Here is a 22,673-nt window from a genome sequence, read left to right on the forward strand (position 1 = left end):
TCACACGCGCTAGACCGGCTTGCCTTACACTGCGCGCCTATGACCACCATCCCGCACACCCAAATCACCGAACCTGCCGTCACCTGCTCCACGTGCGCAGCCTGCTGCTGCCAGCTGGAAGTCATGCTGATCACCGACACTGGCGTGCCTGATCGCTTTATCGATACGGACGATTGGGGCGGCGAAGTCATGCTGCGCCTGGACGACGGCTGGTGCGCGGCGTTGGATCGCGACACGATGATGTGCACGATCTATGAGAAACGACCGCTGATCTGCCGGGAATTCGAGATGGGCGAGCCGGAGTGCCTTGAAGAGCGCCTGGGGATTGCGACGGTCTACCGCTGATCCCAGGGCAAATGTGGGAGCTGGCTTGCCTGCGATAGCATCACCTCGGTTTGTCTGAAGCACCGAGTCGTCTGCATCGCGGGCAAGCCCGCTCCTACATGGGTTCTGCTGTGCTGGGAAAATCAGAGCGGCATGGTGTAGTTCAACGAATAGCTCTCGATACCATCGTTGTGGCTGCTGATGCCAGCGTTGGAATAGTGCGTGGCACGGATCCCCACCTGGTGCCCACCGGCAAAGCGCAAGCCAAAGCCCAGGCGGTCTTCGAACTGGAAAGCGCCGCCAATGTTGTTGTCTTCGACCCGGCTGCGTGAGAACAGCGCCAGGCCGATCCCCGCTTCGATGTAGGGTTTGACCGACTCACCGGCAAATTCATACACAAACACCGGCGAAAACGACAGGCTGCTGACACTCGCCCGTTCGTCACCGTCCCAGAAGGTATAAGCGCCGCTCCAGTAGCCAGTCAGGCGCCCCACATCGCTCTGCCACCAGCTCTTGTCCCAGTCCGATTGCAGGCCCAGACGATAAGTCATGGTCGAATCGCTGGTATGCCCCACCGCAAACTCCAGGCCGGCAGCCTGGGCCGAAACCGAGTGTCCCACCACGACGGCCGCAATCGCAGCCAAACAGAACAAGCGCCTCATAAGAAACATCCTTTCCAAACGAAGTTGTATGGTTTTGTACTGCTCATCAAGAGCTATAGAAATCACGGACAACGCAGAAGTTCAGCCGGAAAACCCGCTATTTCACGAATTTTTCACAGGGCGAAGCTTCGCACAACGCCGCTGAATTTCCATAGTGTGGGTAGGATATTTCTGAGATGTTGCGGATCACCACTGGTCCACAACTGCGCGTCCCGAGGATTGCCCTCGGCCAGCAGCTGACGCTCACCCAGCAGGCGTTGCAGTTGGCGCGCCACGGCCGCCCCGGTGTCGATCAGGATGATCGACGGTGGCAGCATCGTCGCCAGCAGCGGCTTGAGGAAAGGATAGTGAGTGCAACCAAGGATGATGGTGTCGCATCCGGCCTCGACCAGCGGCGCGACATAACCTTGCAGCATCTGGCACAGCGCCGGGCTGTCCAGGTCGCCGGCTTCGATCAGCTCCACCAGCCCCGGGCATGGCTGGGTAATCACCCGCACGTCGGTGGCAAAACGATCCAGCAGCGCAGCGAACTTGGCACTTTGCAGGGTGCCCGTAGTGGCCAGCACCCCGACCACACCGCTGCGGGTTGCGGCGGCGGCTGGCTTGACCGCTGGCTCCATGCCCACCAGCGGCCAGTCCGGGTAATCACTGCGCAAATCCGCGACCGCCGCCACGGTTGCCGTGTTGCAGGCAATCACAAAGGCCTTGGCGCCCTGCCCACGGAAAAACTCTGCGACCACCCGCGAACGTTCGCGAATGAATGCAGGGGTTTTCTCGCCATAGGGGATATGCCCGCAATCCGCCACGTATAGCAGCGATTCATGGGGCAACAACCGATGAATTTCGTCCAGCACCGACAGACCGCCGACACCGGAGTCGAACACACCAATCGGTGCATCCTTAACCATGCTGGCTACCGCAGACGCTGCAACCAGGATCGCGCTTGACCCGCAGTTCGCGAAAACGTGTACCCAGGGCATCGATCAACAGCAGGCGCCCAACCAGCGGTGCGCCAAAGCCAGCCAGCAGCTTCAGGGCTTCCAGGGCTTGCAGGCTGCCGACCAGGCCTACCAATGGGCCGGCGACGCCGGCTTCGCTGCAGGTCAATTCGGTATCGCTGCCGTGCCCATATAAACAGTGGTAGCAGGGGCTTTCCGGGCGGCGTGGGTCGAACACCGAGAGCTGGCCTTCGAGGCGAATCGCCGCGCCGCTGACCAGGGGCTTGCCAGCCGCCACGCACGCCGCGTTCACCGCCTCACGGGTGGTGAAGTTGTCACAGCAGTCGAGCACCAGGTCCACATCGGCCACGACGGCGGCCAGCGAGTCGGCGTCCAGCGCCGTGCGATGGGCAATCAGCCGGATCTCGGGGTTGATCGCGCTCAGGCGGCGGATGGCCGAGTCCACCTTGCTCAGGCCAACGCTGTCGGTGTCGTGGATGATCTGGCGTTGCAGGTTGGTCAGGTCGACGGTATCAAAGTCCGCCAGATGCAGCTCACCCACGCCGGCAGCCGCCAGGTACAGCGCCACCGGGGCACCGAGGCCGCCGAGGCCGACGATCAGCACGCGGCTGTTTTTCAGGCGCAACTGGCCGTCGATGTCCACCTGTTGCAACAGGATCTGTCGGCTATAGCGCAACAGCTCCTGATCGGTCAGCACGGCCGGCGCCCCAGGCTGATGCGCTCGTGGCCGCCGAGGTCGATACGGCTGTGGACCTCTTCGAAACCTTGGGTCAGCAGCAAGTCACGCACGGCCGGGGCCTGGTCATAACCGTGTTCGAGCAGCAACCAGCCACCAGCCTCCAGGTGCTGCGGCGCCTGGGCGATGATCAGGCGCAGGTCGTCCAGGCCGTCGTGGCCGGCCACCAGTGCGCTGGCCGGCTCGAAACGCACATCGCCCGCCACCAGGTGCGGATCGCTGTCGGCAATGTAGGGCGGGTTGCTGATGATCAGGTGATAGGTGTGATCTTTCAGGGCGCTGAACCAGTGACTGTTAAGCACCGTGACGTTATCCAGGTGCAAGCGCTGGCGATTGCGCTCGGCCAGGGCCACCGCTTCGAGCACACGATCCACCGCCGTCACGCGCCAGGCCGGGCGCTCGCTGGCCAGGGCCAAGGCGATGGCGCCGCTGCCGGTGCCCAGGTCCAGGACAGTGGCCGGGGTGGCGGGCAACAACTCCAGGGCTGCTTCCACCAGCAACTCGGTGTCCGGGCGCGGGATCAGGGTGTGCGGCGCGACTTCCAGGTCGAGCTTCCAGAAGCCTTGCTGGCCGAGGATATAGGCCACCGGCTCACCGCTGCGGCGACGTTGCAGGTAATCGGCAAAGCGCAGCGCGTCTTCGCTGTTGACGATTTTTTCCGGCCAGGTGTGCAGGTAGCTGCGGGACTTGCCCAGGGCAGCGGCCAGCAGCAATTCGGCGTCCAGGCGGGCGGTAGGCGAATCTGGGAGGTCGGCGGCGCGCAACAAGCTGGCAATAATGGTCATTTATTCACCTATCGCGGCCAGTTGGTCGGCCTGGTATTCGGCGAGCAACGGCTCGATCACTGCGTCCACGCCACCGGCAAGGATTTCGTCCAGGGAATACAGGGTCAGGTTGACCCGGTGGTCGGTGACCCGGCCCTGGGCGTAGTTATAGGTGCGAATGCGCTCGGAGCGGTCACCCGAGCCCACCAGCAACTTGCGCTCGCTGGCAATTGCGTTGGCCGCGGCGCTGGTCTGCTGGTCGTTGAGCTTGGCCGACAACCAGGACATGGCCCGCGCCCGGTTCTTGTGCTGGGAACGCTCTTCCTGGCACTCCACCACAATGCCGGACGGCAAGTGGGTGATGCGGATCGCCGAGTCAGTCTTGTTGACGTGCTGGCCACCAGCGCCCGATGAGCGATAAGTGTCGACGCGCAAGTCCGCCGGGTTGATTTCGATGGCTTCCTGCTCGTCCGGTTCTGGCAATACCGCCACGGTGCAGGCCGAGGTGTGGATACGGCCCTGGGACTCGGTGGCGGGCACACGTTGTACGCGGTGCGCGCCGGATTCGAACTTCAGCTTGCCGTAGACGTTCTCGCCTTCGACGCGGGCGATGATTTCCTTGTAGCCGCCGTGCTCGCCTTCGTTCTCGGAGAGGATTTCCACGCGCCAGCCGCGCCGCTCGGCATACCGCGAATACATGCGAAACAGGTCGCCGGAGAAGATCGCCGCCTCGTCACCGCCGGTGCCAGCGCGGATTTCCAGGAAGACGTTGCGCCCATCGTTAGGGTCTTTGGGCAGCAGCATGCGTTGCAGGTCGCCTTCGAGCTCGACGAGCTTTTCCTTGGCTTCGCGGACTTCTTCCACGGCCATTTCACGCATGTCCGGGTCGCTGTCCTTGAGCAGCGCCTGGGCGCCTTCAAGGTCGGCCTGCACTTTGAGCAGTTGCGAATAGGTGGTCACGATCGGCTCAACTTCGGCGTATTCCTTGGAATAGGCACGGAACTTGGTCTGATCGGAAATAACCTCGCCGTCGCCGAGCAAGGCGGTCAGTTCTTCGAAACGGTCCTGGAGCACGTCCAGTTTATTGAGCAGTGACGCTTTCATTGCAGTTTTTTATCCGAAGAGCTGTCTGACGCGCCCTCACCGAGGGCAAAGAGTTCCTGGGCCATGGCCAGCGCATCGAGGCGGCCTTCGGCTGTCAGTTTTTTAAGCTGTACGCTGGGAGCATGCAACAGCTTGTTGGTGAGGCCACGGGCCAATTGCATCAAGATATCTTCAGCGTTGCCGCCATTGGCCAGCAGGCGCTGGGCCTTGATCAATTCCTCGTCACGCAGGCGCTCGCCTTGCTGGCGATAGGCCTTGAGCACATCCACCGCGGCCAGCTCGCGCAGGCGCACCATGAAGTCATCGGCGCCGATCGCGACCATTTCCTCGGCGGCCTGGGCAGCGCCCTGGCGGCTCTTGAGGTTTTCGGCGACCACTTCGTGCAGGTCGTCGACGCTATAGAGGTAAACGTCGTCCAACTCGCCGACTTCCGGCTCGATATCCCGGGGAACGGCGATATCCACCATGAAAATCGGCTTGTGCTTGCGCAGCTTCAGCGCGCTTTCCACCGCGCCCTTGCCAAGGATCGGCAACTGGCTGGCGGTGGAGCTGATGACGATATCGCTGCGCACCAGTTCCGCCGGGATGTCGGCGAGCAGCACCGCGTGGGCGCCGAACTCTTCGGCCAGGATGCTGGCGCGCTCCAGGGTTCGGTTGGCCACCACAATCCGCTTGACCCCCAGGTCATGCAGGTGCCGGGCGACCAGGGTGATGGTCTCGCCGGCACCGATCAGCAGGGCCTGGCTGCGTTGCAGGTCGCTGAAGATCTGCTTGGCCAGGCTGACAGCGGCGAATGCCACGGAGACCGGGTTTTCGCCAATCGCCGTATCGGTACGCACCTGCTTGGCCGAATTGAAGGTGGCCTGGAACAGACGCCCCAGCAACGGCCCCACGGTCCCGGCTTCACGGGCCACGGCGTAGGCCGATTTCATCTGGCCGAGGATCTGCGGCTCGCCCAAAACCAGGGAGTCGAGCCCGGATGCCACACGCATCATGTGACGAACTGCCGCATCATCTTCATGCACATAAGCGCTGGCGCGCAGGTCATCCAGGCTCAAATGATGGTAATCAGCCAGCCAGCGCAGCACCCCATCCGACGAAAGATGTTCCTGCTCTATATAGAGCTCACTGCGATTGCAGGTGGAAAGGATCGCAGCTTCGCGGCTGTCGGTGAGCCGGCACAGCTGCTGCAAAGCCTCAACCAACTGCTCCGGGGTAAACGCCACGCGCTCGCGGACGTCTACAGAAGCAGTCTTGTGGTTGATACCCAGAGCAAGGAAGGCCATTCAATATCGCTGATGATGTCGAGAAGCCGACAATTGTCCTACTTCGACTCATCCAGAACAACCACCGTCGTCTATTGTCCTAATGCCTTGTGTCTATAAAGGCGCCAATTGAGACTCGGTTATGTTTGGCCGAGGGCTTGTGTCATGATGATCCGACCGCAGGTTAGTCGTCCTCTTCCTATATGAATAGATCTTCCGCGTTGCTCCTTGCCCTTGCCTTCCTCGGCGGCTGCCAGTCCATGGCCCCCGTATCGCCGCAGAATCCTGCGCCGGTGGAAGACAGCACCCCCGTCCCTGAAAAACCCAAGGTTTATTCCTCGTTCAGCGAAGAAACAGTGTTCAGCCTGCTGAGCGCGGAGCTGGCCGGCCAGCGCAATCGTTTCGACATTGCCCTGGATAACTACGTGACCCAGGCCATCAACACCCAGGACCCAGGGATCTCCGAGCGCGCGTTTCGCATCGCCGAATACCTGGGCGCCGACCAGGCCGCCCTGGATACCGCGCTGATCTGGGCGAAAAACGCCCCGGACGACCTGGAAGCCCAGCGCGCCGCGGCGATCCAGCTGGCACGTGCCGGGCGCTACGACGACTCCATGGTCTATATGGAGAAAGTCTTGCAGGGCAAGGGCGACACCCATTTCGACTTCCTCGCCCTGTCGGCCGCCGACACCGACCAGGACACCCGCGATGGCCTGATGAAGAGTTTCGACCGCCTGCTGCAAAAGCACCCAAGCAATGGCCAGTTGGTCTTTGGCAAGGCGCTGCTGCTGCAACAGGATGATGAACCGCAAGCGGCTCTCAAGCTGCTGGAGCAGAACCCGCCGGAAGAAGGTGAAATCGCCCCGCTGCTGCTGCGCGCACGCCTGCTGCAAAGCCTCAATCGCGGCAAGGAAGCCTTGCCGCTGCTGCAAAAAAGCATCAAGAAGTATCCGGACGACAAGCGCCTGCGCCTGACCTACGCACGCATGCTGGTGGAACAGGACCGCATGGAGGACGCCAAGGTAGAGTTCGCCAGCCTGGTCCAGCAATACCCGGACGATGACGAATTGCGTTACTCCCTGGCACTGGTCTGCCTGGAAGCCAAGGCCTGGGAAGAAGCCAAGGGCTACCTCGAAGACCTGATCGCGCGGGAAAGCCATGTCGATTCGGCCCACCTGAATCTGGGGCGCATCGCCGAGGAACGGGATGACCCGCAAGGCGCACTGATCGAATACGCCCAGGTCGGCCCCGGCAATGACTATCTGCCGGCACAACTGCGCCAGGCCGATATCCTGATGAATAACGGCCGCACCGACGAAGCCGAAAAACGCCTGGCCGCTGCCCGTGATGCCGAGCCGGACTACGCTATTCAGTTGTATCTGATCCAGGCCGAAACCTTGTCGGCCAACAATCAGGGGGAGCGCGCCTGGAAAATCCTCGCCCAGGCCCTGCTGCAATACCCCGACGACCTGAACCTGCTGTACACCCGCGCCATGCAGGCCGAAAAACGCAATGACCTGGCCCAGATGGAAAAAGACCTGCGCCTGATCATCAAGCGCGACCCGGACAATGCCATGGCACTGAACGCCCTGGGCTACACCTTGTCAGACCGTACGACGCGCTATGCCGAGGCCAAGGCCCTGATCGAACAGGCCCACCAGCTCAACCCGGAAGACCCGGCGGTGCTCGACAGCCTGGGCTGGGTGAATTACCGCCTGGGCAACCTCGACGAGGCCGAACGCCTGCTGCGTCAGGCCCTGGAGCGGTTCCCCGACCAGGAAGTCGCCGCGCATCTGGGCGAAGTGCTCTGGGCCAAAGGCAACCAGCGCGAAGCCCGACAAATCTGGGCCAAGTTCCTCAAGGAACAACCCGACAGCCCTATCCTGCGCAGCACCATCAAGCGCCTGACCGGATCCGAGACTCTTTAATTCTATGTTTTTGCGCCACGCCATCGTTTTCAGTTTTATCGCCCTGCTCGCCGGTTGTGCGGGCTTCGGTGCCCGCGAGTCCGTCGAAGGCCAGGGCAACCCGGCACAATGGCGACAGCACAAGGATCAGCTCAGCAGCATTGATGGCTGGCAGATCGAGGGCAAGATCGGGGTTCGCGCACCGAAGGATTCGGGCAGCGGCACCTTGTTCTGGCTGCAACGCCAGGACTATTACGACATCCGCCTCTCCGGCCCCCTGGGCCGTGGTGCTGCACGCCTGACCGGTCGACCGGGACAAGTGAGCCTCGAGGTAGCCAACCAGGGCCGCTACGAAGCGCCGTCACCGGAGGCCTTGCTCGAAGAGCAGGTCGGCTGGAAGCTGCCAGTCTCGCACCTGGTCTGGTGGGTTCGCGGGCTGCCCGCACCTGACAGCAAGAGCCGGCTGAGCCTCAATGGCGACAGTCGCCTGGCCACCCTGGAACAGGATGGCTGGCAGGTTGAATACTTGAGCTACGTGGAACAAAGCGGCTACTGGCTGCCCGAACGTATCAAGCTGCACGGCTCCAACCTTGATGTCACGCTGGTGATCAAAGACTGGCAACCACGCAAACTGGGGCAGTGACATGACTGAACGCCTGACGCTGCCGTCCCCGGCCAAGCTCAATTTGATGCTGCACATCCTCGGTCGTCGTGAAGACGGCTACCACGAGTTGCAGACGCTGTTTCAATTTCTCGACTACGGCGACGAGATGACCTTCGCCGTGCGCGACGATGGCGTGATTCAACTGCACACCGAATTTGCCGATGTACCCCACGACAGCAATCTGATCGTGAAGGCCGCAAAAAAACTTCAGCAGCAATCCGGTTGTACGCTGGGCATCGATATCTGGATCGATAAAATCCTGCCCATGGGCGGCGGCATCGGCGGCGGCAGCTCGAATGCCGCGACCACCCTGCTCGGTCTCAATCACTTATGGCAACTGGGTTGGGACGAAGATCGCCTGGCCGCACTGGGCCTGACCCTGGGCGCCGACGTCCCGGTTTTTGTGCGTGGACACGCCGCATTTGCTGAGGGTGTCGGGGAAAAACTCACACCCGTAGACCCCGAAGAGCCGTGGTATGTCGTGCTTGTTCCGCAAGTATCTGTAAGTACAGCAGAAATTTTTTCAGATCCGTTGTTGACACGTAACTCTTCTCCCATTAAAGTGCGCCCCGTTCCCAAGGGAAACAGTCGAAATGACTGCTTACCGGTGGTAGCAAGGCGTTATCCAGATGTACGTAACGCTTTGAATTTGTTAGGTAAATTTACCGAAGCAAAACTCACCGGAACTGGAAGTTGTGTGTTTGGGGGCTTCCCAAACAAAGCTGAAGCTGATAAAGTCTCGGCCCTTCTTACAGAGACCCTTACAGGGTTTGTAGCAAAGGGAAGCAACGTTTCGATGTTGCATCGCAAGTTGCAAAGTCTGCTCTAAAGGAACCGAGTACTGGGTACTCGTTGCAACAGATACAGGGGCGTCGCCAAGCGGTAAGGCAGCAGGTTTTGATCCTGCCATGCGTTGGTTCGAATCCAGCCGCCCCTGCCATTTTCTATACTCATCCAGGTTACCCTCAGCCTCTAGGTACTGCGCGTGTCCAAGATGATGGTCTTTACGGGGAATGCCAACCCCGATCTGGCTCGGCGTGTTGTACGTCAGCTGCATATCCCTCTCGGTGACATCTCTGTCGGTAAATTTTCCGACGGCGAGATTACAGCCGAGATCAATGAAAATGTCCGCGGTAAAGATGTTTTCATTATTCAGCCGACTTGCGCTCCGACCAACGATAACCTGATGGAACTCGTCGTGATGGCTGATGCCTTCCGCCGCTCCTCAGCGACTCGAATCACAGCTGTAATCCCTTACTTTGGTTATGCCCGTCAGGATCGCCGTCCGCGTTCTGCACGTGTGGCTATCAGCGCGAAAGTCGTCGCTGACATGCTGACCGTGGTAGGTATCGACCGTGTTCTCACGGTTGACCTGCACGCTGACCAAATCCAGGGGTTCTTCGATATTCCAGTAGATAACATCTACGGCTCCCCCGTCCTGGTGGATGACATCGAAGACCAGCGCTTTGAAAACCTGATGATCGTGTCCCCGGACATTGGTGGCGTCGTGCGTGCACGGGCTGTTGCCAAATCCCTGGGCGTGGACCTCGGGATCATCGACAAACGCCGTGAGAAAGCCAATCACTCTGAAGTGATGCATATCATCGGTGATGTCGAAGGGCGTACCTGTATTCTGGTCGATGACATGGTCGATACCGCCGGCACCCTGTGCCACGCGGCAAAAGCCTTGAAAGAGCACGGTGCGGCTAAAGTCTTCGCCTACTGCACACACCCTGTGCTGTCGGGCCGAGCGATCGAGAACATCGAGAACTCCGTGCTGGACGAACTGGTGGTGACCAACACCATCCCGTTGTCCGCAGCTGCTCAAGCCTGTGCGCGTATCCGTCAACTGGATATCGCCCCGGTTGTTGCTGAGGCGGTTCGCCGTATCAGCAATGAAGAATCGATCAGCGCGATGTTCCGCTAAGGGTCAAACCTTGGCAGCATCAACCTGACGAAAAGCGCCCCGCCCCAGCACTCTGCTGGGGCGGGGCTTTTTTGCCCATATCGCCTTTAGCGCTGGTCGCAAACGCTGGGGCGAATGTGGTTATTTTGGAGATACAACATGAACGATTTTACTTTGAATGCTGAAGTGCGTTCCGACCTGGGGAAAGGTGCGAGCCGCCGCCTGCGTCGTCTCGCAAGCCTGGTTCCAGCTGTAGTCTACGGTGGCGAAAAAGCCCCTGAATCCATCAGCATGCTGGCTAAAGAAATTGCCAAACTGCTCGAAAACGATGCGGCCTACAGCCACATCATCGAGCTGAACGTAGGTGGCAAAAAGCAGAACGTCATCATCAAGGCCCTGCAACGTCACCCAGCTAAAGGCCACGTGCTGCACGCTGACTTCGTACGCGTTGTAGCCGGTCAGAAACTGACCGCTATCGTACCTGTGCACTTCGTTGGCGAAGCTGCTCCGATCAAGAAAGGCGGCGAAATCTCGCACGTTGTAGCCGAGATCGAAGTGACCTGCCTGCCGAAAGACCTGCCTGAGTTCATCGAAGTCGACCTGTCGGCTGCTGAAATCGGCGACATCATCCACCTGTCCGACCTCAAGGCGCCTAAAGGCGTTGAGTTCGTCGCACTGGCTCACGGTGATGACAAAGCTGTTGCAAACGTTCACGCTCCGCGCGTTGCACCAGAAGCTGAAGAAGGCGCTGCAGAGTAATTCACTCTGTAATGCCGGAGCTTGAGGAAACATCGCGGACCGAAACGTAGCGAGAAAGCGGGCGATAACGCGGCGTTTACTCTTGAGTAAATGATCTCTTGTTGTCCACTTTCGCCGCCCGTTGGTTGCGGCGATGTTATCCACAACTCCAAAGGAAGGGCCCCTGTCGTGACTGCCATTAAACTGATCGTTGGCCTGGGAAATCCAGGCGCCGAATACGAACAGACCCGGCATAACGCGGGGGCCCTTTTTGTTGAGCGTATCGCCCACGCCCAAGGTGTAAACCTTGTGGCCGATCGCAAATATTTTGGCCTGACCGGGCGCTTCTCGCATCAGGGTCAGGATGTTCGTCTACTGATTCCCACCACCTACATGAACCGCAGCGGCCAGGCTGTCGCGGCGCTTGCGGGCTTCTTCCGGATCAAACCCGAGGAAATCCTGGTGGCCCATGACGAACTGGACCTGCCACCCGGCGTTGCCAAGCTCAAGCAAGGCGGCGGCCACGGCGGTCATAATGGCCTGCGCGACATCATCGCGCAGTTGGGCAATCAGAATACGTTCTACCGCCTGCGGCTCGGCATTGGCCACCCAGGCGTTGCCAGTATGGTTTCAAATTTCGTCCTGGGTCGTGCGCCACGCGCCGAACAGGAAAAACTCGATGCCAGCATCGATTTTGCCCTCGGCGTGCTGCCGGATATCTTCGCCGGTGAATGGAACCGTGCGATGAAAAACCTGCACAGCCAGAAGGCCTGACTCTTATCCGAGGGGAAACACCATGGGATTCAATTGCGGCATCGTCGGCCTTCCTAACGTCGGCAAGTCCACCCTGTTCAACGCCCTGACCAAGTCCGGTATTGCGGCGGAGAACTTCCCCTTCTGCACCATCGAACCCAACACCGGTATCGTGCCAATGCCCGATCCGCGCCTGGAGGCCCTGGCGGCCATCGTCAATCCCAAGCGCATCCTGCCGACCACCATGGAGTTCGTCGACATCGCAGGCCTGGTAGCCGGTGCGTCGAAAGGTGAAGGCCTGGGCAACAAGTTCCTCGCCAACATCCGCGAGACCGATGCCATCGCCCACGTGGTCCGCTGCTTTGAAGACGAGAACGTGATCCACGTCTCCAACAGCGTCGACCCGAAACGCGATATCGAGATCATCGACCTGGAACTGATCTTCGCCGACCTCGACAGCTGCGAAAAGCAACTGCAAAAGGTCACGCGCAACGCCAAGGGCGGCGACAAGGACGCAGTGGTCCAGAAGGCCTTGCTTGAGCAACTGATCGCACACTTCACCCTGGGCAAGCCTGCACGCAGCCTGATGAAGAGCATGAGCACCGACGAAAAGGCCGTGATCAAAGGCTTCCACCTGCTGACCACCAAGCCTGTGATGTACATCGCCAACGTGGCTGAAGACGGTTTTGAAAACAACCCGCTGCTCGACGTGGTCATGGCCATTGCCGAAGAAGAAGGCGCGATGGTTGTACCGGTGTGCAACAAGATCGAAGCGGAAATCGCCGAACTGGAAGACGGCGAAGAGAAAGACATGTTCCTCGAGGCCCTGGGCCTGGAAGAGCCTGGCCTGAACCGCGTGATCCGTGCGGGCTACGAAATGCTGCACCTGCAGACCTACTTCACTGCCGGTGTCGAAGAAGTGCGTGCCTGGACCGTCAAGGTTGGCGCTACCGCACCACAGGCTGCGGGTGTGATCCACACCGACTTCGAAAAAGGCTTTATCCGCGCCGAAGTTATCGCCTACAACGACTTCATCCAGTTCAAGGGCGAAGCCGGGGCCAAGGAAGCCGGCAAATGGCGCCTGGAAGGCAAGGAATACATCGTCAAGGATGGCGATGTGATGCACTTCCGCTTCAACGTATAACGCTTCACCGGCGGCCTATGCCCCCACAAAAAAAGCCGATGCCCAGCATCGGCTTTTTTTATGGCCGCACCAATAACGACGCCGATCTCCAACAGTTCAAGCGGCCCATGAAACATCAAGCAATCGTTAAATATTTTTAATAAAGACATCTAAAAAACAGGACGCAACCACTTCAAGCATGAGATTTGCTTAATCAATAACATTCATAAATCATTTAAGACTTCTCCTACCAACAGCTACAAATAACCTTCCTACAAAAACTTGAATATTTCCCAAGAACAACGCCCTAAACACTTAAAGCACAACAGCGGCGCATTCCAACATCCTTTCGCGATGACAACCTGGATATTTTGCGGTCTACTGGTCAATATCATTCGCTAATTCAAACAATAGTGAAGCGACAACTCTATTGGAGCAATAGCAATATGTCGGCCTCCTATCAGAACGAAGTTGAAACAGATACACCATTCAACGAATACCCAGACATCGAAACAACTATCATAAATACCGCCCCGCTCAACATTGACATGCTGCTGCTGGGGGAAACGGGGACGGGTAAGGACACCTTGGCGCAACGTGTTCATTGCTTATCGGGGCGGCGGGGGAATTTCGTCGCACTCAACTGTGCGGCAATACCGGAGAGCCTTGCCGAAAGCCAACTGTTCGGTGTCAACAGCGGGGCCTACACAGGGGCCATGCAGTCACGTGCAGGTTCTGTCGAGGCCGCGCACCTGGGGACCTTGTATCTTGACGAAATAGACAGCATGCCGCTGAGCCTGCAGGCCAAATTGCTGCGGGTGCTGGAGTCGCGGGGGGTTGAGCGCCTGGGCTCAACCCGCTTTATTCCAGTGGATATGCGCGTGATCGCCTCCGCGCAGCAATCCTTGCATGAGATGGTCGAGCAAGGAGCGTTCAGGCGCGATCTGTACTTTCGCCTGAACGTGGTCAACATCAACCTGCCGCCGCTGCGCGAGCAACGAGATCGCATCATCCCTTTGTTCCTGAAAATGATCCGGCAGGAGGCCGAGTATTTCAAATGCCCTGTGCCGGCCCCCCCCAGCCACCTGTTAACACAATTACTGTGTCATCCCTGGCGGGGGAATGTCCGCGAGCTGCGTTCGACGGCCAAGCGTTTCGTCCTGGGGTTAGCCCCCCTTTGCGTCCCCGAGGCAGCGCGCGCAGACATGAACATGCCTCTCAAGGAGCGGCTACAGCAGATAGAAAAATCACTGATTGAAGCCTCACTGAACCGCCACGCCCACAACGTCGACGTGGTGGCCATCGAACTAGGCGTTGCCAAGCGCACACTTTATTACCGGATGAAACAACTGGAAATATCACTGACCTGAGTACCTTGCACAACTCACCCGCACGGCTCTGAAAAAGTTACACCTTTTGAAATACACCCTCCAGAAACACGTGGAACGCATACATCTTCTGCGCCACATAAATCATGGAACAGCGAAACTGGATGTGACACACCACCTCTCAGGATCGCCCTATTCCAGTGAGATCAACGTTAAGTACGGAGTAAAAAATATGAGTATCGGTTCTATTGGCTCTTCCGGATCTAACCCTTACGGCAGCGGCGCTGGTGGTATGAGTGTAGAACAGGCCGACGCGGGCCTTGAAGCCGCAGAAGCAAAAAAGAGGGCAGATGGTGTGAAAAACGCTTGGAAAACTGCGGAGAACCAAAATACCGCAGGTATAAAAACAGCCGCTGACGCACTCCGTTTGTAATCAGTCCGGCAGCCCTCTGGCCTTCCTGGTGCTTGACAGCGGGAAGGCCACTTAAAGTCTGCGCTACACCTCCCCTCCTGAGTACTTACGTAATAGGCGCCATATGTTTATAGGAAGAGTAAGTTCTTTTGAAGAGAATAATCTTGCTGGCGCCGCAAGCGCACAAGACTCATCTGTCTCTAGTACCGACGTGAACTTTTTTGCCTCAATCATGGCACCGTCAATGCCGGCAAATTCGGCGACAACTTATACGACGCCACAAAGTATGCTTTCCGAGGCATCAGGCAAACTATCCTCCGTAACCCAACGCATGACCAAAAGTCTGCGTGCCCTGAGTGGCGACGATAAGTTTGACGAAGCGCGCAAATACCCGGACCAACTGTCCGATACGCTATTGCTCACGCATTTACTCGTCAAGAGTGTCGGTAAAACCGCACAATGCGTGGATAAAATCTGCAATCTTCAGTAGATAAACATGACTCGCACCCTGCGTATTGTATTAGTTCTAGCGTTTTCATTTATGCTTAATGCCTGTAGTGAACGTGTCGAACTTCACCGTCAACTCTCTGAGCAGGAAGCCAACGAGGTCCTCGCGGAGTTGGCAGACAAACATATACGCGCCAGCAAAGTTCCCGCCAAAGACGGTGTTGTCGTGATGGTCAACGCATCCGACATCGGGCGCGCCGTACGTACCCTGGATGCAGTGGGATTGCCCAAGGCCGCCCGCGCCACCATGGGCGAGACGTTCCGCAAGGAAGGGGTCATCTCGACCCCGCTTGAGGAACGGGCGCGCTATATCTATGCCTTGTCCCAGGAGCTGGAAACAACGCTGTCGAACATCGACGGAGTCATCGTCGCCCGGGTACACGTGGTGTTGCCCGAGCGAGTCGCACCGGGTGAACCGGTGCAACCCGCCTCCGCATCGGTGTTCATCAAACACGATCCCCGGCTCGACCCCGACAACATCCAGGCCCGTGTGCGCCGGCTGGTTGCCAGCAGTATCCCTGGCATGACCAACACTGCCGAAAACCCGCAAAAATTGACCGTGGTATTCGTCCCGGCAACGGCCTACATGGAGCAGCAACGCCTGGCCTATTTCGGTCCATTCCTGGTTCCCGGGGACGACATTGGATTTTGGCGGGCCAGTGTCACATTCACCCTGATCGTTTTGGTGCTGCTGATTATCGCTGTAACGTTCTGGCGGATCCGAGGCCAGCGCGTACTACCGCCGCCATCCCCTAACGCCCCGGCCCACGCGCCCGATGAGTAACCTGGCTTGGGTCCAGTGGTGGGCAACCCCCTGGATGTATTCGCGTGAAGATTGGAGAGCGGCTGATGAACACCCTGCGCTGAATGGGCTGTATCGCAGTCGGCATTCATGGGTAGGCAAGATATACGGCATCGCCCCCTGCCTACCTCCTCCGCCCCAGCCCACCCTGCTTCAATTGGCGCTCGCCTCGCCGGACCAACTGGACCTGGTGCTGGCATTGGTCGACAGCACGTGTCGCCCGAGCCACGCCAGCCTATTGAATGAAAGCCTCCTCCAGTGGTGCAACCGACTCTCCAAGGCGTTGCCTGCAGATATGTTGTTGCCCGATGACGACCCTCTGCAATTACTACGAACCTGGGTCAGCCCGCCAACCTGGCAGAGAATCAGATTGAGGTTTTCTCGCAGGCGCGTCTTGGAGCTGGAGAAAAACGCCCTTTCGCTGGGCGACTCGTACAGTCGCCTCGATACCCTTTGGCACGCCGTAGTCTGGCGGATTGCAACGATCAACAGCGACGGTAAAGCGCCTTATGCCAAGGACCATGGAGACTGAAAACGATGTTTTGCCGACATAAAATCGACTTGCCCAAAGGTGCCGCTGCCACTCCCGAAACCCTGATCCCCCGCGAAACGCTGGCGGGTTATGCCCAGGCCAACACTGTGTTGGAACACGCCAAGGCCCAGGCCAGGAAATTGCTGAAGTTGGCAGAAAAGCAGCGTGAAAAGCTCCTGGAACAGGCCGGCCTTGAGATCTGGCAACGTGCCGATGTGCAGTTCAAACGCTGGGAAGTCGAGCGCCAGGCGATGTACGACAACCTTGAGCGCTATGCCTCGTCTATCGCCAACCAGGCTATTGATCTGCTGCTCGAAGAAACGCCCCCAGCACAACGCATGGCGGCCCTGATCAAGCAATTGATGGCAAGCCAGGTTCCGCTGGTCAAGGCGGCTTTGCTATGCCATCCACAGGAACTGGAAGCCGCCAGGCACTTCCTGGCCGGCCACAACAATACGCTCTGGGCGTTGCGTGCTGACGATACGGTCAAACCTCAAACACTGCTGCTACAGACCGAAGAGGGAGACTTCTGTATCGGCTGGGCCGCCATGCGCGATAGTTTCCAGGAACAAAGCGACAAGTTCTTGGGCAGCTGATTTTAAACACGCATATGTATCCAAAATAAATGGCTACATCTGGAACCAATTCGAAATACAAACCACAGAGAGGAAACACAAAAGGAGCGAAGCCATGAACTACTACGAAGGTTATAGAGCACGACTTGTACAGGATGCGAAGCTCACTAGAAACGATGTCCGCGACTTGATGGAAGACAACTCTGGATCTGAGGAAGATATGGCTTTGTTCTACGAACTGCTGAGGAAGAATCGCAAATCCGAATACGTTTACACCGAGCATATTAGAGCCAGGCATATGCTGCTCAAGTCTGGCCTGGACAGCGGGCAGTAAATTGAAGGAGCTACTTTGCAACTGGTTGAACAGCCGTACTGAAGAACTAATACTGTTTGAGGATGACGACGAAATAATCCTCAGCCGCGGTTCTGACACCCTGTTACTGCGCGTCCAACTGACCTCAAGCCGGCCTGACAAATCACACCTCCACACCTGGATGCGCCTGGGCAATGCAAGCCTGAGTCACTTTCAGGGAGCGCTCGCCCAGGCGCCTGCAACGGGTGTGCTCTGGCTCGTCCAGTGTCTACCGCACAGCGCCGGCGAAAAGCATCTATTGGACAGTCTCGAAGCCCTGCTCAACCAGCGCGATACCTGGCGCGCAATGATTACGCGCCTCACAAAACCAACCCCAAGGTTCCAGCCCACGTCACTCCGATCGCTGCCGCACTAATCAGGGAACGCTCCATGTATAACAAAAACCACAAGCGCACTTGCTTGCGCGCCGTCTCGCCTGCATCCCCCCAAAAAAGCCGCCGTTGGTGCTGCCTGCTGGTGCTGCCCTGGTTGCTGGCGCCCTTGCAGAGCCCCCTCGCCGCTATCCCCGCCGAATGGAAAAACACCGCATACGCCTATGAAGCCGAACATAAGCCGGTGCGCGATGTACTGGAGGATTTCGCCCAGACCTTTGGCACGCAATTGCAGATCGACGGCCTGCTGGAGGGCAACGTCAATGGCAAGATACGCGCCAACACCCCGCAGTCGATGCTCGATAGGCTGGGGGTAGAACACCGCTTCCAGTGGTACATGTACAACAACACGCTGTACATCAGCACCCTGGACCAGCAAGAGTCCGCGCGCCTGGAGGTGTCCGCCGAGACCGTGGCTGACTTGAAGCAGGCATTGACCGATATTGGCCTGCTCGATAGCCGCTTTGGCTGGGGCGAACTGCCCGACGATGGCGTGGTGCTGGTCTCAGGCCCCAAGCGCTATATCGAGCAGATCAAGAACTTCAGCAGCCAGCGTAAATCTCCCGACGAAAAACAGAGCGTGCTGACGTTCCCGCTCAAGTTCGCCAACGCGGCGGACCGCCCGATTGATTACCGTGGCGAAAAGCTGGTCATCCCGGGGGTTGCCAGCATGTTGCGCGGGTTATTGGAGCCTCGCGATGCCTCGGCACTGTCGTCAATGAACCCGCGCCCCACCTCGTCATCGCAGCCTTCGCCCATAACCCCGATCCTGCCCCGCCTGGGCAACCCGATGCTGGACCAGATGCTCGGCTCGCAAGCGTCCCTGGGGCAGACGGGGCCAAGCATGGCGCTCACATCCCGGGCACCGCCTGCCCGAGGCAAGATCCGTGTCGAGGCCGATGTGCGTAACAACGCGGTATTGATCTATGACCTGCCAGAGCGCCAGACAATGTACCGCGAACTGATCGCTCAACTCGATGTGGCACGCAAGCTGGTGGAGATAGACGCCATCATCCTTGATATCGAGCGCACGCAACTGCGCGAGTTCGGGGTCAACTGGGGCTTTCAGAACAGTCGCTTTCGCGCCGGTGTGAACATGGCGCCCGGCACCTCCGCGCAAATATCGATCGAGAACCGTGACCGTTTCTACGCCGACATCCGGGCCCTGGAGGCCAAGGGACTGGCGACCATGGTGTCCAACCCGTCAGTGTTGACCCTGGAAAACCAGCCGGCGGTGATTGACTTCAATCGCACCCAGTACCTGACCGCCGGCGTCGAAAACGCAACCATCTTGCCCATCACCGTGGGCACCAGTTTCCAGGTGGTGCCGCGGGTCATCACCTCGCGCGGCAGCCACCAGGTCTATCTGGCGGTGGATATCGAGGACGGCAACTTCGACGAGTCCAACCCTGAGCGCATCGGCCCCGATGTGCGCCGGGGCAAGGTCAGCACCCAGGCGGTGATGGCGGAAAAACGCTCGCTGGTGGTCGGCGGGTTCCATGTCACGGAAAGCGCCGACCAGAAAAACAAAGTGCCGGTACTGGGGGATATTCCCTTGCTGGGCAAGGCGCTGTTTTCTTCAACCCAGCGCAAAAACAACCGGCGTGAACGCCTGTTTATCCTGACCCCACGGGTGATCGGCGACCAGGCCGACCCGTCACGCTACTTGCCCCAGGACGACCAGGTGGAACTGCAAGCAGCCCTCAAGCCGCTGGCCAGGCGCTATGCCGGGCACCCGCCGGTGATCAAGCGCAGCGAGATCACCAGCGCCCTCGCCCACCTCGTCACCGGCCAGGTACCCGATGCGTTCAAGGCCGCGCCCATGCCCCTGGGCCTGAACACCTTGTGCAACCCTCGCGAGTTGCTGGCGCTCAATACCGAACGCAGCCAGTGGTACGCCGGCCCGCAGTTCAACGTGGCGGTGGTGGTGATGCGCAACCAGTTCAAACGCAACGTGCGCATCGATGAAAACGAATGCAGCAACGCCCAGACCCTGGCCGTCAGCGTCTGGCCACGGGCCTGGCTCAAGCCGGGCGAAGAGGCTGAGGTGTTCATCGCCATGCGCCCGGTGGTCAAGGATGAACACATCGGTATCTCCCGCCCGTCCCTGCTCACCCCAACACGGAAGACTGCGCCATGAAACAACCACTCGCCGGCATCACCCTCTTCGCACTGGCTCTGTTGATGGGCGGTTGTACACCAACGTGCAAAGGTGACTCCTGTTCACGGCCACAATCGAGCGCCGGCAAGCTGGTGGTCTGGTGGCCGCCGCAGATGCGGGTCGAACCCGGCCCTTCGGGCGAAAGGGCCGATTACCAGACGATCTCGCTGGAGCAATGACAAGCATGGGATTGCCCGACGAGGGTGCGCGTCGCCAGGTACTCCTGGGCAACCTGGTAAGCGGCAATGCCGCCTACCAGTCGCTGTGTCCGGGCATTGGCCTATGCCGTCTGAATGCCGGGCGCCAAGCCGGCCTGGCCTTGCAGATTGCGCCTGAGGCGTTGCAGCCTGGCCAGTTGGACCAGGTGCTGAAGCGGCGCTTTGCCCACGCGATCGGGTTCGATGGCTGCTTTGTCTATCTTGATGCCAAAGGCAGCCTGGTGATCTGGCATGCGTGGTCGCCAAAAGGCCATTCGGCCGATGACATCGTCAGCCGCCTGCTCTCCCTGGCCAGGCTCGAGGCCCTGGATGTACACCGCGCGCCCTAGCGGCGCGCCAACTCCGGCAGCTCCAGGGTCTGGCGCTTGGCCTCATCATCCAGCTCACGCAAGGTGCGATAGATCAACGCCACCGCCTGCAAGGTCTCCCGCGGGATCGGCGCGCCCAGCTTGCGTTCATACAGCATGCGCGCCAACCACACACACTGGATCACCGGCACATCAGCAGCCTTGGCCCGGCCAATCAGTTTGCGGGCCTGGGCATCCGTGCCCTTGTCGACCAACATGGGCAGCGGCGTCTTGCCAGGCCTGTAGTACAGCGCCACGGCATAGTGCGTCGGGTTGACCACCAGCATGTCGGACTCTTCAAGCTTGGGCAGCTTGACCTTGGGTTCTTCCTGGGCGAGTTGGTAGGCCAGGGAGCGGCGCTGGCCCTTGACGTGAGGGTCGCCCTCCATGTCTTTGTACTCCTTGACCACCTCCACCTGGGTCATACGCATGCGCTTGGCAAAGAAGTACTTCTGCATGGCCAGGTCGACCAGCGCGAGCACCAGCAGCAGCCCGAGGCAGGCGTGCAGCAAATGGCGGAACAAGGTAATCAGCGCCACGATGTAGCTTTGCAGGTCGCTGGTGGCGAGGTTGATCAGCACCCCCAAGGACGGGGTGATCACCACATACAGAATCAACGAGAGCAGCAATGCCTTGGCGAGCCCCATCAACAGGTTGATCACTGACTGGGCAGAAAACATCTGCTTGACCTGATTGAGCGGGTTGAGGCGATTGAAGTCCGGCTTCAAGCTCTCCGGAGCGAACAAAAAACCGAACTGCAGCCAACTGCTCATCAGCTTCACGGCAATCGCTACCCCACACATCAACAGGCCGAACGAAAAAAACACCACCAGGCCGTCCATCAACACCTCTTCCAGGGCGCGAACAAACGGTTGGCCAATGCGCGAAAACGGCAGCGCCATCAACTGCTGGAAGCGCTGCAGGCTGGTTTGGGCAGTAAACAGAGCGATCTCGCTGATCGCGGTAAGCACCAATAACTTGGCCACGTCCTGGCTCTGTGCGACCTGGCCTTTCTTGCGTTGGTCCTTGAGTTTCTTGGGGGTCGCCGCGTGTTTTTTCTCGCCTGAGTCACTCATGACCCCACGCCCCCAATCATCACGCCCAGGGAGTGCTTGAGGTCGAGCAAAAGGCCCATGCGCCCGGCGATCAAATCTTCCAACAGGGGAAAGTACAGCAGTAAAAAGGCCAGGCCTGCCAGGCTCTTGGCCGGCATGGCCAGGGTCGACACCTGCAACTGCGGGCTGTAGAGCCCCAGCAGGGCAAAGCCGAATTCCAGCAGCAACAGCACCGCGATGAACGGCGCGGCGTAGAGCATCATGTGCACGAAGGTATCGCCGAGCAGGCCCAGGAACACGCTGAAGCCATTGACTGCGGGCAGTGGCATCCAGGCCGTGGGTGGCCAGATCAGATAGCTGTCCCAAATCACCTGCGTCAACGCCCCCAGCCCGAGGGTGGTGATCAACAGAAAAATCGCCAACTGCTTGAACAGATGCCCGACCGGCGTGGCATCCGGCCCCAGCGAGGGGTTGAGTTGCCCGCCCGCCAAGGCGCCTCGCTGGTTATCGAGCAACGCGCCGACCGACTCGACCATCCAGAACGGCATGAACAGCAACACCCCCAGCAACAGGCCCAGGGCCGCTTCCTTGAGCACCAGCCCGGCAAGCAGCAGCGCCGAGTAATCCTTGCCCATCAACGCGGCATGGATGCCGGGCGTGGGGAACAAGGCCAGCACCATCACAATCGTATGCCGGGTCATGCCGCGCACATGCTGGAAACAAAACGCCGGCACCAGGAACATGCACGGGTAGATGCGGGCCATGCTGATCAGCAGGCTGGGCAAAAATTCCAGATAAAGGAGCAAAGGCTGTTCCTCAGTTCAGTGCCGAGCGGGCAATCATGTCGAAGGTCATATTGATCAGTTGAATCAACTCCACGCCGATCCAGCGCCCGGTCAATATCAGGGTTATGCCGACGGCAACCAGCTTGACCCCAAAGGGCAAGGTCTGGTCCTGCACCTGCATCAGGGCCTGCACCAGGGACGTCATCACCCCGACAATCACCGCGACGATCAGCGGCGGCGCCGAGAGCACCACCACCAGCAGCATGCCCTGCTTGAACAGCACGATCGGTTCCATAGATCAC

At 59.1% G+C, this 22,673-nt stretch carries 26 protein-coding genes and 1 tRNA gene; 18 read left to right on the plus strand and 9 right to left on the minus strand.

Annotation, left to right across the window (positions count from 1 at the left end; translation table 11 throughout):
* Nucleotides 1-39: 39 nt before the first annotated feature.
* Nucleotides 40-345 (plus strand): YkgJ family cysteine cluster protein, encoded by a 306-nt coding sequence (locus HBO19_RS26000; protein ID WP_170058579.1) that lies wholly within the window; start codon nt 40-42, stop codon nt 343-345.
* A gap of 122 nt (nt 346-467) precedes the next feature.
* Here the strand turns inward: HBO19_RS26000 and HBO19_RS26005 are convergent, their stop codons facing one another.
* The 6 genes from HBO19_RS26005 to hemA form a co-directional block, all read right to left on the minus strand.
* The gene (locus HBO19_RS26005; RefSeq protein WP_170058580.1) at nt 468-986 is read right to left on the minus strand and encodes an acyloxyacyl hydrolase; all 519 of its coding nucleotides are present in this window, start codon (nt 984-986) and stop codon (nt 468-470) included.
* A 113-nt stretch (nt 987-1,099) separates the two neighbouring features.
* Nucleotides 1,100-1,894, minus strand: coding sequence for a glutamate racemase (murI, locus tag HBO19_RS26010; protein WP_170058581.1), 795 nt, complete (start codon nt 1,892-1,894; stop codon nt 1,100-1,102).
* The gene (locus HBO19_RS26015) at nt 1,887-2,642 is read right to left on the minus strand and encodes a molybdopterin-synthase adenylyltransferase MoeB (RefSeq protein ID WP_170058582.1); all 756 of its coding nucleotides are present in this window, start codon (nt 2,640-2,642) and stop codon (nt 1,887-1,889) included. Before HBO19_RS26015 ends, murI begins: the two co-directional genes overlap by 8 nt.
* On the minus strand, nt 2,636-3,466 hold the full coding sequence (gene prmC / locus HBO19_RS26020) for a peptide chain release factor N(5)-glutamine methyltransferase (RefSeq protein ID WP_169954858.1): 831 nt from the start codon (nt 3,464-3,466) through the stop codon (nt 2,636-2,638). The genes HBO19_RS26015 and prmC overlap by 7 nt, the downstream gene beginning before the upstream one ends.
* On the minus strand, nt 3,467-4,549 hold the full coding sequence (prfA, locus tag HBO19_RS26025) for a peptide chain release factor 1 (protein ID WP_169954857.1): 1,083 nt from the start codon (nt 4,547-4,549) through the stop codon (nt 3,467-3,469).
* Nucleotides 4,546-5,835 (minus strand): glutamyl-tRNA reductase, encoded by a 1,290-nt coding sequence (hemA, locus tag HBO19_RS26030; RefSeq protein ID WP_169954856.1) that lies wholly within the window; start codon nt 5,833-5,835, stop codon nt 4,546-4,548. The genes prfA and hemA overlap by 4 nt, the downstream gene beginning before the upstream one ends.
* 182 nt (nt 5,836-6,017) lie before the next feature.
* Between hemA and HBO19_RS26035 the strand changes: the two genes are divergently transcribed.
* From HBO19_RS26035 to HBO19_RS26115, 17 genes are all read left to right on the plus strand, one after another.
* A complete protein-coding gene (locus HBO19_RS26035) occupies nt 6,018-7,742 on the plus strand; it encodes a tetratricopeptide repeat protein (RefSeq protein ID WP_170058583.1) in 1,725 nt (574 codons plus the stop codon).
* Nucleotides 7,743-7,746: 4 nt separating this feature from the next.
* A complete protein-coding gene (gene lolB / locus HBO19_RS26040; protein WP_070996768.1) occupies nt 7,747-8,364 on the plus strand; it encodes a lipoprotein insertase outer membrane protein LolB in 618 nt (205 codons plus the stop codon).
* Between the two features lies 1 nt (nt 8,365).
* Nucleotides 8,366-9,214, plus strand: a complete 849-nt coding sequence (gene ispE / locus HBO19_RS26045; RefSeq protein ID WP_170043038.1) for a 4-(cytidine 5'-diphospho)-2-C-methyl-D-erythritol kinase — start codon at nt 8,366-8,368, stop codon at nt 9,212-9,214.
* A gap of 36 nt (nt 9,215-9,250) precedes the next feature.
* Nucleotides 9,251-9,325 (plus strand) — tRNA-Gln (locus tag HBO19_RS26050).
* A 45-nt stretch (nt 9,326-9,370) separates the two neighbouring features.
* Nucleotides 9,371-10,312: a ribose-phosphate pyrophosphokinase gene (locus HBO19_RS26055; protein WP_003171603.1), complete on the plus strand. Its 942-nt coding sequence runs from the start codon at nt 9,371-9,373 to the stop codon at nt 10,310-10,312.
* A 138-nt stretch (nt 10,313-10,450) separates the two neighbouring features.
* Nucleotides 10,451-11,050, plus strand: coding sequence for a 50S ribosomal protein L25/general stress protein Ctc (locus tag HBO19_RS26060; RefSeq protein WP_169954853.1), 600 nt, complete (start codon nt 10,451-10,453; stop codon nt 11,048-11,050).
* A 168-nt stretch (nt 11,051-11,218) separates the two neighbouring features.
* A complete protein-coding gene (gene pth / locus HBO19_RS26065; RefSeq protein WP_003208389.1) occupies nt 11,219-11,803 on the plus strand; it encodes an aminoacyl-tRNA hydrolase in 585 nt (194 codons plus the stop codon).
* Between the two features lie 22 nt (nt 11,804-11,825).
* Nucleotides 11,826-12,926 (plus strand): redox-regulated ATPase YchF, encoded by a 1,101-nt coding sequence (gene ychF / locus HBO19_RS26070; RefSeq protein WP_099167955.1) that lies wholly within the window; start codon nt 11,826-11,828, stop codon nt 12,924-12,926.
* 425 nt (nt 12,927-13,351) lie between these two features.
* Nucleotides 13,352-14,275, plus strand: a complete 924-nt coding sequence (locus HBO19_RS26075) for a sigma 54-interacting transcriptional regulator (protein WP_170058584.1) — start codon at nt 13,352-13,354, stop codon at nt 14,273-14,275.
* A 46-nt stretch (nt 14,276-14,321) separates the two neighbouring features.
* A complete protein-coding gene (locus HBO19_RS26080) occupies nt 14,322-14,666 on the plus strand; it encodes a hypothetical protein (protein WP_169954852.1) in 345 nt (114 codons plus the stop codon).
* Nucleotides 14,667-14,976: 310 nt separating this feature from the next.
* On the plus strand, nt 14,977-15,135 hold the full coding sequence (locus tag HBO19_RS26085) for a type III secretion system rspB (RefSeq protein WP_169954851.1): 159 nt from the start codon (nt 14,977-14,979) through the stop codon (nt 15,133-15,135).
* A 6-nt stretch (nt 15,136-15,141) separates the two neighbouring features.
* Nucleotides 15,142-15,936: a type III secretion inner membrane ring lipoprotein SctJ gene (sctJ, locus tag HBO19_RS26090; RefSeq protein ID WP_170058585.1), complete on the plus strand. Its 795-nt coding sequence runs from the start codon at nt 15,142-15,144 to the stop codon at nt 15,934-15,936.
* A gap of 555 nt (nt 15,937-16,491) precedes the next feature.
* Nucleotides 16,492-17,082 carry a type III secretion system stator protein SctL gene (gene sctL / locus HBO19_RS26095; protein ID WP_170058586.1) on the plus strand — a complete coding sequence of 197 codons (591 nt, stop codon included), beginning with the start codon at nt 16,492-16,494 and terminating at the stop codon, nt 17,080-17,082.
* 94 nt (nt 17,083-17,176) lie between these two features.
* Nucleotides 17,177-17,395, plus strand: a complete 219-nt coding sequence (locus tag HBO19_RS26100) for a hypothetical protein (RefSeq protein WP_169954848.1) — start codon at nt 17,177-17,179, stop codon at nt 17,393-17,395.
* A 408-nt stretch (nt 17,396-17,803) separates the two neighbouring features.
* On the plus strand, nt 17,804-19,945 hold the full coding sequence (gene sctC / locus HBO19_RS26105; protein WP_170058587.1) for a type III secretion system outer membrane ring subunit SctC: 2,142 nt from the start codon (nt 17,804-17,806) through the stop codon (nt 19,943-19,945).
* Complete coding sequence (gene hrpT / locus HBO19_RS26110) at nt 19,942-20,145, plus strand: HrpT family type III secretion system protein (protein WP_169954846.1); 204 nt, start codon at nt 19,942-19,944, stop codon at nt 20,143-20,145. The genes sctC and hrpT overlap by 4 nt, the downstream gene beginning before the upstream one ends.
* 5 nt (nt 20,146-20,150) lie before the next feature.
* Nucleotides 20,151-20,513 (plus strand): transcriptional regulator, encoded by a 363-nt coding sequence (locus HBO19_RS26115; RefSeq protein ID WP_170058588.1) that lies wholly within the window; start codon nt 20,151-20,153, stop codon nt 20,511-20,513.
* Here HBO19_RS26115 and sctU read toward each other — a convergent pair.
* The 3 genes from sctU to sctS are packed head-to-tail and all read right to left on the minus strand — an operon-like array spanning nt 20,510 to nt 22,666.
* Nucleotides 20,510-21,607, minus strand: coding sequence for a type III secretion system export apparatus subunit SctU (gene sctU, locus HBO19_RS26120; protein ID WP_169954844.1), 1,098 nt, complete (start codon nt 21,605-21,607; stop codon nt 20,510-20,512). The two genes, HBO19_RS26115 and sctU, sit on opposite strands and share 4 nt — an antisense overlap.
* Complete coding sequence (sctT, locus tag HBO19_RS26125; protein WP_170058589.1) at nt 21,604-22,392, minus strand: type III secretion system export apparatus subunit SctT; 789 nt, start codon at nt 22,390-22,392, stop codon at nt 21,604-21,606. Before sctT ends, sctU begins: the two co-directional genes overlap by 4 nt.
* A 10-nt stretch (nt 22,393-22,402) precedes the next feature.
* On the minus strand, nt 22,403-22,666 hold the full coding sequence (gene sctS / locus HBO19_RS26130; protein ID WP_169954842.1) for a type III secretion system export apparatus subunit SctS: 264 nt from the start codon (nt 22,664-22,666) through the stop codon (nt 22,403-22,405).
* Between the last annotated feature and the right edge of the window lie 7 nt (nt 22,667-22,673).

The sequence above is a fragment of the Pseudomonas sp. WS 5021 genome, assembly GCF_012985535.1.
Classification (GTDB): Bacteria; Pseudomonadota; Gammaproteobacteria; order Pseudomonadales; family Pseudomonadaceae; genus Aquipseudomonas.